The following is a 16621-nucleotide window of genomic DNA, read 5'->3' as shown; positions in this document are numbered from 1 at the left end:
AGCTTTTAGCCATTAGCCAGAGGCTATTAGCTTAAATGTTTTATATACGTTTCTAAATCTTTATCTCCTCTTCCTGATAAGTTTATCACCACAACTTGGTCTTTTTGTAAATTCATTTTCGGTAATACTGCCAAGGCATGTGCACTTTCTAAAGCAGGAATAATTCCTTCTATTTTTGTTAGCTCGTAGGCTGCATCTAAAGCTTCCTTATCAGTAGCATTCATAAACGTTGCGCGTTTTGTTTCATGTAAATAAGCATGTAATGGTCCTACTCCAGGGTAATCCAATCCTGCTGAAATCGAATACGGTTCTACAATTTGTCCGTACTCATCTTGCATTAAAATGGTTTTACTTCCATGAATAACTCCTACTTCTCCTAACTGTGATGTCGCAGCACTTTCTCCAGAATTCACTCCTAATCCTGCTGCTTCAACTGCGATTAACTCCACCTCTTCATCCTCTAAATAATGATAAAAAGCACCAGCAGCATTACTTCCTCCACCTACACAAGCTATAATGGTATCTGGATTCTCTTTCCCTGTTTGCTCCTTTAATTGGATTTTCATTTCTTCTGAAATTACTGCTTGTAAGCGTGCCACCATATCTGGATATGGATGTGGCCCCACTACGGAACCTATTAAATAATACGTATCTGGATGTTGAATCCAATAACGAATCGCTTCATTGGTGGCATCTTTTAAGGTTTTACTTCCACTGGTTGCAGCGACTACTGTTGCTCCTAGCATTTTCATACGTGCTACATTAGGTGCTTGACGTTTAATATCAGTTTCTCCCATAAAAACAATACACTCTAATCCCATTAAAGCACATACTGTTGCCGTAGCCACTCCATGTTGTCCTGCTCCTGTTTCTGCTAAAATTTTAGTTTTCCCTAAATGTTTTGCTATTAAAATCTGACCAATGGTATTATTTACTTTATGCGCTCCTGTATGATTTAAATCTTCTCGCTTTAAATAAATAGTCGCTCCGTATTTCTCTGATAATCGTTTTGCTAAATACAACGGACTCGGACGACCAACATAGTGTTTTAATAAGTCTTTATATTCTTGCTGAAAAGCTTCAGACTCTATAATTTGTATATAATTATCTTCTAATTCTTTTACATTTGGGTATAACAATTCTGGAATAAATGCTCCTCCAAATTGCCCATAATACCCGTTATTATCTGGTTGAAATTTCATATGATTAGCTTTTAGCTGTTAGCTTTTGGCAATAAGCCTTAAACTGTTCTATTTTTTTTACTGATTTTATTCCTGGCTTTGTTTCAAACTTGCTGTTCACATCAATGGCATAGCAATACTTAGATGCTGACGTTTTAAAAAACGTGGTTAACTCATCTATTTCTTCCAAACCTATTCCACCGCTTAAGAAGTACCCTTTTGTTGAATTATAATCTTTTAAAACTTGCCAATTAAATGTTATTCCGTTTCCTCCGCGCTCTTTCCCTTTAGTATCAAACAAAAAGTAATCAACTACTTCTTCGTACGGTTTTAAAAGCTCAAAATTGAATGCTCCTTTAATTCCAAATACTTTGATGATTTCTACTTTTGGTAGATGTTGTTTTAACTCTTTAATATACGCTACAGATTCATCTCCATGTAACTGAACTGCTTCTAACTGATATTCTTCAACTAATGAAACTACTATTTCTACATATTCATTTACAAAAACGCCTACTTTTTTGATTCCTTTGGGTAGTTTCGGAATGATACCTTCAAAATTTCTTGGAGATTTTTCATAGAAAATAAAGCCTAAATAATCAGGTTGTAATTCAGCTACTTGCTGAATATTTTCTACAAACTTCATCCCGCAAACTTTTAATTTCATATTATCTAATTTGATCGATAAATTCTTGACATGCTTGTCCAGGGTTATCTGTTTTCATAAAATTTTCTCCTATTAAAAAGCCATGAAAACCATGTTCTTTTAACCCCGTAATAATTCTTGGATCAGAAATTCCGCTTTCAGAAACCTTCACAACAGTATCAGGAATTTGATTTGCTAAGTTTATAGAATGTTCTAAATCAACTTCAAATGTTTTTAAGTTTCTATTGTTAATTCCTATAATTTTATTGTCTAAATCTCCAATTTTATCTAAATCTTCTTGGGTATGTACTTCGTACAATACCTCTAAACCTAAGTCTGTAGCTAACTGACCGTAATTTTTCAACTGCTCTGAGGTTAAGCAAACAGCTATTAACAAAACAACATCGGCTCCAATAGCTTTTGCTTCCACGATTTGAAATCCGTCAACAATAAAGTCTTTTCTCAAAATTGGTTTTTGTTGGTTGATAACTCTCGCTTCCATCAAATCTGCCATGGTTCCTCCGAAGAAAGATGTATCGGTTAAAATAGATTGCGCTGCTACATTGGCATCTAAATACCCGTTGGTTACTTCAGCAACTGTTGACTTATCGTTGATAATTCCTTTGGAAGGTGATTGACGTTTAAACTCTGCTATAATTCCTGTTGAATATGGCTCTAACAATGATTTTTTTAACGAGATTGGTTGTCTTTTAAAATTTGGACTCTCCACCAGTTTTTTAACTGCAACCTCAGCTTTTATTTTTGCTACTTCTTGTTTTTTAAAGGCTATTATTTTATCTAGTATTGTCATATAATCAATTATGATTTTTTAATATTTTGTCATTTCGAGTGATTTTCTACTTTAGTAGGAAATTGTATCGAGAAATACTTGTTCTCAGTACTAATTTATTCGTTCCTTATAAATTCAATCGAATTGACACTCTTCAGTCTTAGTTTACTAATTTCTCTAACGATTCTTTCGCTTTTAACCCTAATAAAGAGTCTTTTGCTTCTTCAAAAGCAGTTTCAAAACTCTTCTCTTTATCAAAGGTTTTTAAAGCAAAAGCAGCATTGGTTAATACCACATTGTTTTGTGCTTCAGTTCCTTTTCCATTTATAATATTCACAAATATTTCGGCAGCTTCTTTCACAGTATTTCCTCCAAAAATAGCAGACGGTGCAATTTGTTGTTGTCCTAAATCGGACGGGGAAACTTGTTGCTCTGCTTCTTTTGTAAATAATTTAAAATCTCCTGTTAATGAAATTTCATCATAACCGTCTAATGCATGCACCACTCCATAGTTCACATCAGATTGTTGTAACATATAATTGTATACTCTAGCTACTTCTAAATTAAATACCCCTACCAACTGATTTTGTGGTTGACTCGGGTTTACTAACGGACCTAACATATTAAAAAATGTTTTTACTCCTAATTCTCTTCGGATCGGAGCTACCACCTTCATCGCTGGATGAAATAATGGAGCATGTAAAAAACAAATATTTGCTTCATCTAACTGTCGTTTCAACGTAGTTTCATCATTCGTGAAGTTATACCCTAAAAACTCCAACATATTGGATGATCCTGATGCTGAAGAAACTCCATAATTTCCATGTTTAGCCACTTTATGCCCTGTTCCTGCTACGATAAATGAGGTTAATGTTGAAATGTTAAACGTGTTTTTTCCATCACCTCCTGTTCCACATAAATCAATGGTGTTAAAATCTGACAAATCCACTTTTATTGCTAATTCCAACAAAGCTTCTCTAAACCCTGACAATTCATCTACTGAAACTGGGCGCATTAAAAACACAGTAATGAATGCTGCTATTTGTGAAGCATTGTATTTTTCTTGTGCGATATTTATCAACACTTCTTTCGATTGTTCTTTGGTCAATCGTTTTTGTTCAAATAGGGTGTTTAGTATTTTTTTCATTTCTCTTTTATTTTTCTACAGAATGAAGAGTTCTCTTGTAACAGATTTCTCACTTCGTTCGAAATGACATTATTTATTTACGCTTTCTATAAAATTCTGAATCATCTTTTTTCCCTCTGGAGTTAAAATGCTTTCAGGATGAAACTGTACTGCTTCAATAGCAAACTCTTTATGGCGTAACGCCATGATGCTCCCATCTTCATCTGTTGCAGTTACTTCAAGTTCCTCCGGAAAATTAGTATGAGAAGCTATCCAAGAATGATAGCGTGCTGCTTCAAATGTTTCTGGAATACCTTTAAAGGTTGTAGTGTCTTTTTTAGTCACTTTCATTTCAGTAGCAACTCCATGAAACACATCATTTAAGTTTTCTAACTCCCCACCAAAAACTTCAGTAATTGCTTGTAAGCCCAAACACACACCAAAAATTGGAGTTTTACCTGCATAGGTTTGTATAGTTTCCTTTAATATACCTGCTTCATCAGGAATTCCTGGTCCTGGTGACAGAATAATAGCATCGTATTTTTTAATTTCTTCTACTGAAATTTCGTCGTTACGATATACATCAGGTAACTTCCCTGTGATATCTTCTACATAATGTACCAGGTTGTAGGTAAATGAATCGTAGTTATCTAAAATTAGTATATCCATCTTATATGTTTTCTGCCAACACTAATGCTTTTTTTAGTGCTGCTAATTTGTTATTTACTTCTTGTAGTTCGTTTTCTTCTTTTGAATTGATAACAATTCCTGCACCTGCTTGATAAAACAAGGTGTTATTTTTACTTACAAAAGAACGAATCGCAATTGCTTGATTTACATTCCCGTTCAAACCGATAAACCCAACACAACCTCCATAAAACCCACGGGTTTGATTTTCATACCTATCAATTAATTCCATCGCTTTATATTTAGGAGCACCGCTCAAAGTCCCTGCAGGAAAAGTATCTCCCACAATTTCTATAGGGTTCCCCGTAATTTTACCTGTAACCGTAGAAACTAAGTGAATTACATGACTAAAATACTGTACCTCTTTATAAGTTTCAACTGTTACATTGGTAGCGTGTTTGCTTAAATCGTTTCGAGCCAAATCAACTAACATTACATGTTCTGCATTTTCTTTTGGGTCATTTGCTAACTCTTTTGCTAACTCCCTATCTTTCTCGTCATCTCCAGTTCTTCTAAAGGTTCCTGCAATTGGATTAATAATTGCCTGGCCTTCTTCTATTTTAATTTGCGCTTCAGGTGAAGACCCCATCAACTTAAAACTTCCGTAATCAAAATAGAATAAATAAGGCGAAGGGTTTATAGAACGTAATGCTCTATATACATTAAATTCATCACCTTTAAATTGTTGCTGAAATTGGCGTGACAATACTAATTGAAAAACATCTCCTCTTTTACAATGTTCCTTTGCTTTGGTTACACTTTCCTTAAATTCTTCATCTGTTATATTCGAAGTTTCTTCTCCTTGAAAAGCAAAGTCGTATTTTGCAAAAGATTGAGAATTTACCAAATTTTCAATTTCAGACACTCGAGACTCTTCTCCTTCAGGAATATTTTCTATCAATATCATTTCGTTCTTAAAATGATTGATTGCTACTATAAATCGGAAAAAACTATATTGTAATAATGGAATTTCAGAAGGTGCTTTTTTAGAACTAAATCGAATAGTTTCAAAATATTGTACAGCATCAAAAGTAGTGTAACCATACAATCCATTAAATGATTTAATCTCCTCTGAACAATCTACAGAAATAACATCACTATAGGCATCAAACTTCTCATAAAAATCTCTTTGAATAGCTACTCTTTCTAATTCTTCTTTTTGGTAAGACAGTACTAGCTGCTCTTCTTCTACCTTAATTGTTACCAATGGTTCTATACATAAAAATGAATAGCTATTTTCTTTACTGTGATAATCTGAACTTTCTAACAGCAAACTATTTGCATATTTATCTCTTGTTCTTAAATACAAGCTAACTGGCGTAACCATATCTGCCAATTGTTTTTTTGCTATTGTTTTAAAAGTAATTTTTTTCATTTCATTTAATTTGTAAAAACAAAAAAGGCTTATCATGAGATAAGCCTTTTCGTTGTATTATAGATATAACAGTATGGTCTCACTAACGTAAGTTATGAGTTTTCCACCACCAGTTATTTAATTGTTGATTCATCATTATGCTACAAATGTATAAAGTGATTTTGATTTTACAAACTTTTCTTTCAAATTATTTATTACAACTAAAAAACAGTAAGCTTATTTGAGCAAACAGCTAACAATAAGTTTCATTTTAATACAAAAACAATATTTATAGTTTTAATTTATAATTATATTTAATTTTTACCTTACAATTAAAAAACATTCCTCTGTTATTTGTACCAGAAATAAACCAAAAAGAATAGAATTAAAAAATATTATTATGTGTGGAATTGTATGTGCGTTTGATTTAAAACAACCTTCAGATAAACTGAGACCTCAATTATTAGAAATGGCTAAAAAAATTCGCCATAGAGGTCCAGATTGGAGCGGGATTTATAGTGATGAGAAGACAATTATGGCACATGAGCGATTAGCAATTGTTGACCCTGCCTCTGGACAACAGCCTCTATTTAGCCATGACCGTAGATTTGTTTTAGCTGCTAATGGAGAAATATACAATCATAAAGAAATAAGAAAACAACTTAAAGAACAACATGAGTTCTTAACAAAATCTGACTGTGAGGTGATTCTTGCACTTTATAAAGAAAAAGGTGTGGAGTTTTTAGATGATTTGAACGGAATTTTTGGTTTTGCCGTATACGATTCTATAACCGACGAATATCTAGTAGCTCGAGATCACATGGGAATCATTCCTTTATACATGGGATGGGACAAGCATGGTACTTTCTATGTAGCTTCTGAATTAAAAGCTTTAGAAGGGGTTTGTAACAAAATTGAAGTATTTCCTCCAGGTCATTATTACACACGTGAAGACGGATTACAAAAATGGTATTCTCGTGACTGGATGGAATATGAAGCTGTTAAAGACAACCAAACTTCTATCGATGAAGTTCGTGATGCGTTGGAAGCTGCTGTACATCGTCAATTAATGAGTGATGTTCCTTACGGAGTTTTATTATCTGGCGGTTTAGATTCTTCCATTACCTCAGCCATTGCTAAAAAATATGCGGCTAAGCGTGTAGAATCTGGTGATAAAGATGCTGCTTGGTATCCACAACTACACTCTTTCTCTATTGGTTTAGAAGGGTCTCCTGATTTAGCTGCTGCTAAAAAAGTATCTGAATATATTGATACTATTCATCATGAAATCACTTTTACCATTCAAGAAGGTTTAGATGCCATTCGTGATGTAATTTACAACTTGGAAACCTACGATATAACTACAGTTCGTGCATCTACCCCTATGTATTTAATGGCACGTGTTATTAAATCTATGGGAATAAAAATGGTACTATCTGGTGAAGGTGCTGATGAACTTTTTGGAGGGTACTTATACTTCCACAAAGCACCAAATGCAGAAGAGTTCCATAAAGAAACTGTAAGAAAATTAGATAAGCTATATCAATACGATTGTTTACGTGCTAACAAAAGCTTAATGGCTTGGGGAATTGAAGGTCGTGTTCCATTCTTAGATAAAGAGTTCATGGATGTTGCAATGCGTATTAATCCAGAAGACAAGATGATTAACGGAGAACGTATGGAAAAATGGGTGTTACGAAAAGCCTTTGAAAGTTACTTACCTAAAGAAGTAGCTTGGAGACAAAAAGAGCAGTTTTCTGACGGTGTTGGCTACAACTGGATTGACACTCTTAAAGAAGTTGTTGAAGCTGCTGTTACTGATGAAATGATGGCAAATGCTTCACATCGTTTTCCCATCCAAACACCAAGAGCAAAAGAAGAATATTATTATCGTTCAATATTTGAAGAACATTTTCCTAGTGAAACAGCTGCCTTAACAGTACCGTCTGTTCCTTCAATTGCATGTAGCACCCCTACTGCATTAGCTTGGGATAAAAGTTTTCAAAACCAAAACGAACCCTCAGGTAGAGCTATAAAAGCTGTACATGAAGACGCATACTAAGAAAGATTCTTAGTTTTTTTCAAATTTTAGTTGTGATTAAAATCTCGCTTTTGCGGGATTTTTTTATACAAAAACTTAAAACTTTGTTAAACTAAATTCTCTGAATCATTTTTTATAGTAATAAGAACAATTTTGATAACACTTTTATTTTTTTGATAGTAATTTTGTTCTTCCTCAAAACCGAATTATCACTCATACTCCTCGTTTTATTTAACAACCACTAAAACTTAGTATTATGAAGAAATTTGTATTTGGTTTACTTTTCCTAGGTCTAACCAGCCTAGTACATTCCCAAAGTAATGGAATCGCTAAAAATATCATTTTAGAGCCCGTTACCATTAAACCTTTAAACCTAAGCTATCTTAACGAAGTTCAACACAAGGACACACCTGAATTAGTCAAAAATCTAGAAAATGAAGCCGCTAGATATGACATTACAGAAGATCCTATTTTTGATAGAGAGTTTGAAGCTTATGAAGTTATTTTCAGAACAAAAAAAGAAGGAGGAACAACTGGACTAATAACAGCTACTTACGACTCTAATGGTAAAATTATGAGTTCTATTGAACGTTATAAGAACATACTACTACCTAAAGTAGTGAGAACAGCTATTTTAAACAAGTATCCTGGCTGGATAATACATAAAGATGTTTACCTTGTTACCTACAGAAACAACAGTAAATCAAAAAAAGTTTTTAAAGTTCAAATTAGAAAAGACGGAAAACGAAAAAATTTAAAATTAGATTATGATGGTAATATTCATTAAGAAATAAGTTTCCTTTATAGCGACATAAAAAAGTATTTTACTAAATTGTAAAATACTTTTTTTAGTGTTTTTCCCCTTTTATTTGGGATTTTCCTTCTTTCCTTTAAAGCCAGCAACTTTTCAAGTTACTATTTATTAACTTTACATATGTCGGTTTATTTGATACAACATATAACGAATAACAGCACTGCTATTGACTTAGCTATTGCTTTTTATTCCAAACTGCAACAAACTCTTCTTAAAAGATGTATTAACTGTTGGATTGACCGTAAAAAAAATAGTGTTTTTTACCTTATAAAAGCTTCTGATAAAAGATCAATACAAAAACTATACTATAAATCTATTAATTTACGTCCCTACAAAATCACCTCAGTTAACAACCATTTAGTTTATGCTTTCTTAAAGAGTGTACAGCAACTTAAAGCAATACAATCTAAATCATTCTATCCTCCCAAAAAACATTCAGTTATTTTTTTAGCTAAAACATTCAATAAAAAAACATTCTTACTAAACAAAGCAAAAGCCCTTGAGTCCATATCATTTAAAAAATCTATTATTCAAAACTTAATCACCTCTTACAAAGGGAATCAAATAGAGGACAATGAATACATTACAGCTTCATTTCACTCTTTTAAAAATGCTTTAGGCTGCACTGTTTCTATATTAGATAAACTAAATAAAAGAGCAGATAACACTTCCACTAAAATCATTTTATACACATCATTACACAACAATAAAGAAACTACCTTTACTCAAACAATCCCTAAACTAACAAAACTACTCTACCTTATAAAAAAGAAAGAACAACTTATTGTTTCTTCAAAAGCAACAAACATGCATCCTTCACTTTCTAACTTAAAAAAAATCTACTGGCTAACACCCGAAAAAGAATCCTTTATATTGTCATTAATAGAAATACTTTCAAAAAACTATCATAAACCAAAATTTAAAGTTTCTGACATTTGTAACTTAATGATGATGTCTAAAACTAAACTGTACAGAAACTGTAAAGACATTACTGGAAAATCTATTAACCAACTACTGAAAGAATTTAGACTCTTAAAATCTATAGACTCTATAACAATGAGTTCATCTGCTATAGGCCAAATTTCGACAGATGTAGGCTTTAACAGCAACTCTTACTTTTCTAATTGTTTTAAGAAAAAGTTTGGCATGTCTCCAAAAGAGCTTTCAAAACAAAAAAACTCTCTAGGTTTTCCTCACAACATACAACTATCATAATCAAAACACTTTAAAATAAAAAAAGCACCCTGAAAATTCAGAATGCTCTTTCATTTACTTATCCTTTACTTTTTAATTTGGCGCAACATAAAAAGGAGATAAGTTTACCTTAGCATTTCTTCTAGCACCATAATAATTATAGTAACTCTTATTTTTTTCAATTGTATAAAATGAATCTACATAATCATCATTATTAGTATACCAACTATCTGGCATGGCTTGAAGTATAGCTCCTGCAACTTGACCTAAAACACTTACCCAAGGCTGAGTTGAAACTGCTCCTATAATTTGAAAAACTCCATTTACAATAGCAGAAACTAAATCTTTATAATTTGTGTTATCATCTTTTTCAAACAGCTGAATATTTGCAGCTTGATATTGATAATCATCCCAAAACAATAATATTTGATTTGGATAATAATCAGTGTCATCATGATCTAAATAATACATAGGTATTACCTTTATTTCTGGATTATTTTGATTATCTTTAATCCCTGATGTTACTGCATATACCTCAGCAGCACCACTAATCCATGGCTCTTCATCGTCATTTAATCTTATTTTATCTAGTTTTGTAGTTTCTAACCCTACATTTCTAGCAGATTTAGCACTTAAATCTAATGAAGAGTTTGAAAATCTGTTATTTTGAACTCCATTTTCTTGAAGGTACTTATTCATATAAATCACCTCTCTTTTTAAAGTTTCAAAACCATCAGTTTCAATAACTATAACTGTTTGACTAGGAGCTTCTTTTGGATCAAGATAAACTACTTCTTTATCTATCGTATAAGCTTCAACTCTTTTCCAAGTTTCCTCTTCTCCTTCTGGAGCAAAAGAAAACAACACATTAGAAAAATTTTCTACCCTTTCTCCATTGTGCATCCAAACTTCTAAAATCTCTATCTTTTCTGGAGCAGCTTCTTTAGATGCCCTACCTTCCAACATCGTTGTTTTGGACCTTAGTTTTTTATACGATTCTTCATTACTCACAAAATCAGAAGTCTGTTCTAAAATTTTAGCCATACCTACACTTGGTTGTTGATTATTCAACAATTCAAGAGTCTTTTCTTTAAAGCTTTGATTTTTCATCAAATCAATAAACTGCATTGTAATTTCTTTCTTGTTTACTGAATTTGACAACTCTTCTTGAACAATATTCTCAGAGTTTCCGATTAACTCTTCTGAATTGTTACAGCTCATAAACAGCATTGAAACAAGCAATGCTCCTAATAAAATTCGGGGGTTTTTCATTTTTAAAAAATTTTAAATTTATTAATACTAGATTCAATATTAACAAAAAACACAATAAAAAACTTAAAAAATGTTAATTTTTTACATAAAAAAAACATAACCAAATAAAATACATATATAAATGTATTTTTTTAACACTAAATAAACAACTTCATAACTTACCGCTAACAAAAACGCTTTTAAAGACCTGTAAGCTACTTTACTAAAGAAAAACTTACTACAGTTACTCCGTTTTCTCTAAAAATTAATTTAAAGAGGTTTTTAGCCTTTTTAAGAGCTTTTTATTTTTCAAAGCAATGTTGATAAATCCTAGCAAAAACCTCTTAAAAACTTTATTTTAAGGTTTAAAAATTGTAAATTTGTATGGTACAATAGTCGCTTTCGAGCGATTTTTTTATGATAAAGATTTTAATTTAACTCTCTTTATAATGAGCGAAGAAAAAAAACATAATTATTCTGCCGATAGTATTCAGGCACTAGAAGGAATGGAGCATGTACGTATGCGTCCTTCCATGTATATTGGAGATGTTGGAGTGCGTGGTTTACACCATTTAGTATACGAAGTTGTAGATAACTCTATTGATGAAGCTTTAGCAGGTCACTGTGATGAAATATCTGTAGACATCAATGAAGACAACTCAATCACCGTAAAAGATAACGGACGTGGTATTCCTGTAGGAATCCACAAAAAAGAAGGAGTTTCTGCACTACAAGTAGTAATGACCAAAATTGGTGCTGGTGGTAAATTCGACAAAGACTCTTATAAAGTTTCTGGAGGATTACACGGTGTTGGGGTTTCTTGTGTTAATGCACTTTCTGACCATTTAACTGCAACCGTACACAAAGAAGGGAAAATTTGGCAACAAGAGTACGAACGAGGAAAGACTTTATACCCAGTAAAAACTATTGGTGATACTGATTTTACAGGAACCATTGTTACTTTTTTACCAGACAGATCAATCTTCCAACAAACTACTGAATACAACTACGATACCTTAGCTACTCGTATGCGTGAGTTAGCATACTTAAACAAGGGTATTACTATTACTTTGACAGACAAACGTAATAAAGATGATGAAGGTAATGATATTATTGAAATATTTCACTCTGAAGAAGGTTTATCTGAATTTGTTAAGTTCTTAGATGGGACAAGAACTCAGATTATTCAAGATGTAATTTCTATGGAAGGTGAAAAAAACGGCATCCCTGTAGAAGTTGCAATGGTTTATAATGATTCATATGCTGAGAACTTACATTCATACGTAAACAACATTAACACACACGAAGGAGGTACACATTTATCAGGTTTCCGCCGTGGTTTAACACATACATTAAAAAAGTATGCTGATGAGTCTGGTTTACTTAAAAATGTAAAATTCGAAATTGCTGGTGATGATTTCCGTGAAGGACTTACTGCAATTGTTTCTGTAAAAGTAGCAGAACCTCAATTCGAAGGTCAAACAAAAACAAAGTTAGGTAACCGTGAAGTAAGTGCTGCTGTATCACAAGCAGTTTCTGAAATGTTAACAGATTACTTAGAGGAAAACCCTAATGATGCTAAAACCATTGTTCAAAAGGTAATCTTAGCAGCACAAGCACGTCATGCAGCACGTAAAGCTCGTGAAATGGTGCAACGTAAAACAGTAATGAGTATTGGTGGTTTACCTGGTAAATTATCAGACTGTTCAGAAACTGACCCTAAAGAATGTGAAATCTTCCTTGTAGAGGGTGACTCGGCAGGTGGTACTGCAAAACAAGGGCGTGATCGTAACTTTCAAGCAATTCTTCCTTTAAGAGGTAAAATCTTAAATGTAGAGAAAGCAATGCAACACAAAGTTTTCGAAAACGAAGAAATCAAAAACATGTTTACCGCATTAGGAGTTACTATTGGAACAGAAGACGATCCTCGCGAGTTAAACTTATCTAAGTTACGTTACCATAAAGTAGTTATTATGTGTGATGCCGATGTTGATGGTTCTCACATTGCTACTTTAATTTTAACATTCTTCTTCCGTTACATGCGTGAAATGGTTGAACAAGGATATATTTACATCGCTACTCCTCCTTTATATTTAGTTAAAAAAGGACAAAAACGTGAGTACGCATGGGATGACAATCAACGTGATTTAATTGCTCAAAAAATGGGTGGATCAGTAACTATTCAACGTTATAAAGGTCTTGGAGAGATGAATGCAGAACAATTATGGGACACTACCATGAACCCTGAGTTTAGAACATTACGACAAGTTACTATTGATAACTTAACTGAAGCAGATAGAATTTTCTCTATGTTAATGGGAGATGAAGTTCCTCCACGTAGAGATTTTATAGAAAAGAATGCAAAATATGCGAATATTGATGCATAAAATATTTTCTTAACTTTAAAAAAGCTCAATAATATTATTGAGCTTTTTTTTATTTTATATTTTTACCCCTTAAAACAACACCCTCATCATTATGAAAAAAATTCTTTTACCACTTTTAACTTTAATAGTAAGCTTTAGTGTTAAAGCTCAAGAGTTAGAAACTATTTTATTAGCAAAAGAAGATGCTAGCAAATTAACAAATGCTTATTTAGATCCTGCCATGAAAGGTTTTATTTATAGCATGAACAATGGTTGGTATCACACTGCTAAAGTTCATAAAAAATTTGGTTTTGACATTTCTATAGGAGCAAATGCATCTTTTATCCCTTCTGAGGATGAAATGTTTAATCTAACGAAAATAGGACTATCTAACAACACTACGTATAACCAAAACACTACAGCTACAGTTGCCGGAAGTAACTCAATAATTCCTGCTGAATTAACATACACAACTACTATAGATGGACAACAAGTTGAAGCCAACTTTACTATGCCTGAAGGTATTAAAGAAGACTTACCAGTAAATGCTGTACCCGCACCATCTGTTCAGGTAGGACTAGGGCTTCCTTTTAAATTTGAAGCAATGCTTAGATATTCTCCTAAAGTAGGCTCAGATGATGTAAAAGGAGGATTATTTGGTATTGGTGTTAAAAAAGAAATCACAGATTGGTTCGGTCCAATAGACAAGACTCCTTTGCATGTTTCTTTATTAGCCGCCTACACAAATATGAATGTAGATTATACTATTGGTGATGTAAATGGAGACATTGAAGCTAGAAATGCTGTTACAGAATTTAGATTAAATTCATATACTATTCAAGCTATAGCTTCTTTAAACTTTCCTATTATCAATATTTATGGAGGTGTTGGATATAACGGAGGTAACACAAGCTTAGACATGAGAGGAGATAGTTTTTATGCGAACTATTCTACGCCTTTAGGTACAGAAAGAGAGAACCTTGGAACAAATCCACTATCTCTTAGCTCTAGTTCAGGAAGTTTTAACACTACTTTAGGAGCTCGTTTAAGTTTAGGTTTCTTTAAAATCTTCGGAAGTTATACCCTACAAGAGTATAACTCTGTAAATGCAGGTATTGCTTTTAGCTTTAGATAAAACTCACTTTATAAAATGCATAATAAAAAATCCTATTTAGATAAATAGGATTTTTTTAATGTTTATATTCGCACCTAATTTTTATTTTAACAAAATTTTAACCTCTCAATTTTTAAGCGTTATGAAAACAAAAATCATTTCATTCTTTTTATTATTAACTACCATATTAAGCTATAGTCAAGAAGAAGAAAAAGAAAAATCAGGAAACGGAAAAGATTTATTCAGTAAAGTTTATACACATTATTCTGAAAAAAGAATTTCTTACATCACTTTAAAAGACGGTACTGAAATTATAGGCCACAAAAGAGATGTAGACAGAAAAAAAGGCCAAATTTACTACATCAAAATAAAGAATAAGGAAACTGGTAAAAAATTAAAATTCGATTCAGACCAAATAAAAGAAATGTATTTATACCCTAGTGGAATTCAAAAAGCTTTTAAAACATTAAACCATGTTTATGATGCTAGACAATGGGAACGCTCTGACCTTAACAATGATGTATTAAGACAAGGATATATATATTTTCAAAACAATAAAGTTTCTCTTAAAAATCGAAAAAAAAGTAAAGAATATTTAATGCAATTGGTAAACCCTGCTTTCGCTAAGTATATTGAAGTATATGGTGATCCAAGGGCAAAATCAACCACAAGGCTTGGAATTGGTCCTATAAGTGTCGCTGGTGGATTAGCTAAATCTTATTATGTTAAAAAAAATGATGAAATTTTTTGGTTACAAAAAAAGAATTTAAAAGACAATTATGATAACCTATTCGGTGACTGTGAAGAGTTTAAAAAGAAATACCCAAAAAAGAAGTTAAAATGGAGATACTTTAGTGAATACATTTCAGAATACACTAAAATGAAATCAAAAGCATAAAAACATTTATTCAAAAACCCGTTGAAATATCAACGGGTTTTTCTTTTATATCCATAGCCAAATCGCTATTTTTGTGCATCTTGTGCGGATTCCGCACTTATAAACATAATTAATTACAAAAAAACATATATAAAATGAAAGTAACGGTTGTAGGAGCAGGTGCTGTAGGTGCAAGTTGTGCTGAGTACATTGCTATTAAAAATTTCGCTTCTGAAGTTGTTTTAGTTGATATTAAAGAAGGTTTTGCTGAAGGTAAAGCAATGGACTTAATGCAAACTGCTTCTTTAAATGGTTTCGATACTAAAATTACAGGAACTACAGGAGATTATAGCAAAACTGCTGGATCAGACATTTGTGTAATTACTTCAGGAATCGCTCGTAAACCAGGAATGTCTCGTGATGAATTATTAGGAATCAATGCTGGTATCGTAAAATCAGTAGCTGCTAGTTTAGTTGAACAATCTCCTAATACAATTATCATCGTAGTATCTAACCCAATGGATACAATGACGTATTTAGTACACAAAGCAACTGGATTACCTAAAAACAGAATTATTGGTATGGGTGGTGCTTTAGACTCTGCTCGTTTTAAGTACCGTTTAGCAGAAGCTTTAGAAGCTCCTATTTCTGATGTTGACGGAATGGTTATTGGTGGTCACTCTGACAAAGGAATGGTACCTTTAACTCGTTTAGCTACTCGTAACTCTGTTCCTGTATCTGAATTCTTATCAGAAGAAAGATTAGAACAAGTAAAACAAGATACTAAAGTTGGCGGTGCTACTTTAACTGGATTATTAGGTACTTCTGCTTGGTATGCTCCAGGTGCTGCTGTATCTGGGTTAGTACAAGCAATCGCTTGTGACCAAAAGAAAATCTACCCTTGTTCTGCTTTATTAGAAGGAGAATATGGTTTATCTGACTTATGCATCGGAGTTCCTGTTGTGTTAGGAAGAAACGGAATTGAAAAAATCGTTGAAATTAACTTAAGCGAAGAAGAAAAAGCTGCTTTAACTTCTTCAGCTGAAGCTGTTAAAAACAACAATACTGCTTTAACTTTCTAAGAAGTTAACACTGTATAATATAAAAATCCTGAGTAGTCTTATTACTCAGGATTTTTTTTATAAACTTTTGTTAAAATTCCGATAACCGTGTAAGATTT

Annotated in this window: 14 protein-coding genes; 7 read left to right on the top strand and 7 right to left on the bottom strand. The window is 32.5% G+C overall.

Going from position 1 to position 16621, the window contains the following annotated elements:
• Nucleotides 1-26 precede the first annotated feature (26 nt).
• The 6 genes from trpB to LCI24_RS03860 form a co-directional block, all read right to left on the bottom strand.
• Entirely contained in the window at nucleotides 27-1202 is a 1176-nt protein-coding gene (gene trpB / locus LCI24_RS03885; RefSeq protein ID WP_274639263.1) for a tryptophan synthase subunit beta, read from the bottom strand.
• A 4-nt stretch (nucleotides 1203-1206) separates the two neighbouring features.
• Nucleotides 1207-1848 (bottom strand): phosphoribosylanthranilate isomerase, encoded by a 642-nt coding sequence (locus LCI24_RS03880; protein ID WP_274639262.1) that lies wholly within the window; start codon nucleotides 1846-1848, stop codon nucleotides 1207-1209.
• 1 nt (nucleotide 1849) lies between these two features.
• Nucleotides 1850-2638, bottom strand: coding sequence for an indole-3-glycerol phosphate synthase TrpC (trpC, locus tag LCI24_RS03875; RefSeq protein WP_274639261.1), 789 nt, complete (start codon nucleotides 2636-2638; stop codon nucleotides 1850-1852).
• 139 nt (nucleotides 2639-2777) lie between these two features.
• Nucleotides 2778-3764, bottom strand: a complete 987-nt coding sequence (trpD, locus tag LCI24_RS03870; RefSeq protein WP_274639260.1) for an anthranilate phosphoribosyltransferase — start codon at nucleotides 3762-3764, stop codon at nucleotides 2778-2780.
• Nucleotides 3765-3833: 69 nt separating this feature from the next.
• A complete protein-coding gene (locus tag LCI24_RS03865; protein WP_274639259.1) occupies nucleotides 3834-4412 on the bottom strand; it encodes an anthranilate synthase component II in 579 nt (192 codons plus the stop codon).
• Between the two features lies 1 nt (nucleotide 4413).
• Nucleotides 4414-5805 (bottom strand): anthranilate synthase component I family protein, encoded by a 1392-nt coding sequence (locus tag LCI24_RS03860; RefSeq protein ID WP_274639258.1) that lies wholly within the window; start codon nucleotides 5803-5805, stop codon nucleotides 4414-4416.
• Between the two features lie 379 nt (nucleotides 5806-6184).
• On the opposite strand from LCI24_RS03860, the gene asnB reads away from it, so the two are divergent.
• The 3 genes from asnB (at nucleotide 6185) to LCI24_RS03845 (ending at nucleotide 9854) form a co-directional block, all read left to right on the top strand.
• Nucleotides 6185-7846 carry an asparagine synthase B gene (gene asnB / locus LCI24_RS03855; protein WP_274639257.1) on the top strand — a complete coding sequence of 554 codons (1662 nt, stop codon included), beginning with the start codon at nucleotides 6185-6187 and terminating at the stop codon, nucleotides 7844-7846.
• A 235-nt stretch (nucleotides 7847-8081) separates the two neighbouring features.
• Nucleotides 8082-8612 carry a hypothetical protein gene (locus tag LCI24_RS03850; protein ID WP_274639256.1) on the top strand — a complete coding sequence of 177 codons (531 nt, stop codon included), beginning with the start codon at nucleotides 8082-8084 and terminating at the stop codon, nucleotides 8610-8612.
• 159 nt (nucleotides 8613-8771) lie between these two features.
• The gene (locus tag LCI24_RS03845; protein WP_274639255.1) at nucleotides 8772-9854 is read left to right on the top strand and encodes a helix-turn-helix domain-containing protein; all 1083 of its coding nucleotides are present in this window, start codon (nucleotides 8772-8774) and stop codon (nucleotides 9852-9854) included.
• 72 nt (nucleotides 9855-9926) lie between these two features.
• Here the strand turns inward: LCI24_RS03845 and LCI24_RS03840 are convergent, their stop codons facing one another.
• Nucleotides 9927-11105: a DUF3103 family protein gene (locus LCI24_RS03840; protein WP_274639254.1), complete on the bottom strand. Its 1179-nt coding sequence runs from the start codon at nucleotides 11103-11105 to the stop codon at nucleotides 9927-9929.
• Nucleotides 11106-11533: 428 nt separating this feature from the next.
• Between LCI24_RS03840 and gyrB the strand changes: the two genes are divergently transcribed.
• The 4 genes from gyrB (at nucleotide 11534) to mdh (ending at nucleotide 16523) form a co-directional block, all read left to right on the top strand.
• A complete protein-coding gene (gene gyrB / locus LCI24_RS03835) occupies nucleotides 11534-13471 on the top strand; it encodes a DNA topoisomerase (ATP-hydrolyzing) subunit B (RefSeq protein ID WP_274639253.1) in 1938 nt (645 codons plus the stop codon).
• 91 nt (nucleotides 13472-13562) lie between these two features.
• The gene (locus LCI24_RS03830; protein WP_274639252.1) at nucleotides 13563-14585 is read left to right on the top strand and encodes a DUF6588 family protein; all 1023 of its coding nucleotides are present in this window, start codon (nucleotides 13563-13565) and stop codon (nucleotides 14583-14585) included.
• Nucleotides 14586-14706: 121 nt separating this feature from the next.
• Nucleotides 14707-15462, top strand: coding sequence for a hypothetical protein (locus LCI24_RS03825; RefSeq protein ID WP_274639251.1), 756 nt, complete (start codon nucleotides 14707-14709; stop codon nucleotides 15460-15462).
• A 134-nt stretch (nucleotides 15463-15596) separates the two neighbouring features.
• Nucleotides 15597-16523: a malate dehydrogenase gene (gene mdh / locus LCI24_RS03820; protein ID WP_274639250.1), complete on the top strand. Its 927-nt coding sequence runs from the start codon at nucleotides 15597-15599 to the stop codon at nucleotides 16521-16523.
• Nucleotides 16524-16621: the final 98 nt, after the last annotated feature.

The sequence above is a fragment of the Tenacibaculum larymnensis genome, from assembly GCF_028829235.1.
Taxonomy (GTDB): Bacteria; Bacteroidota; Bacteroidia; order Flavobacteriales; family Flavobacteriaceae; genus Polaribacter; species Polaribacter larymnensis.
The sequence above is the reverse complement of the archived record's forward strand: the minus strand, read 5'-3'. Positions and strand labels throughout refer to the sequence as shown.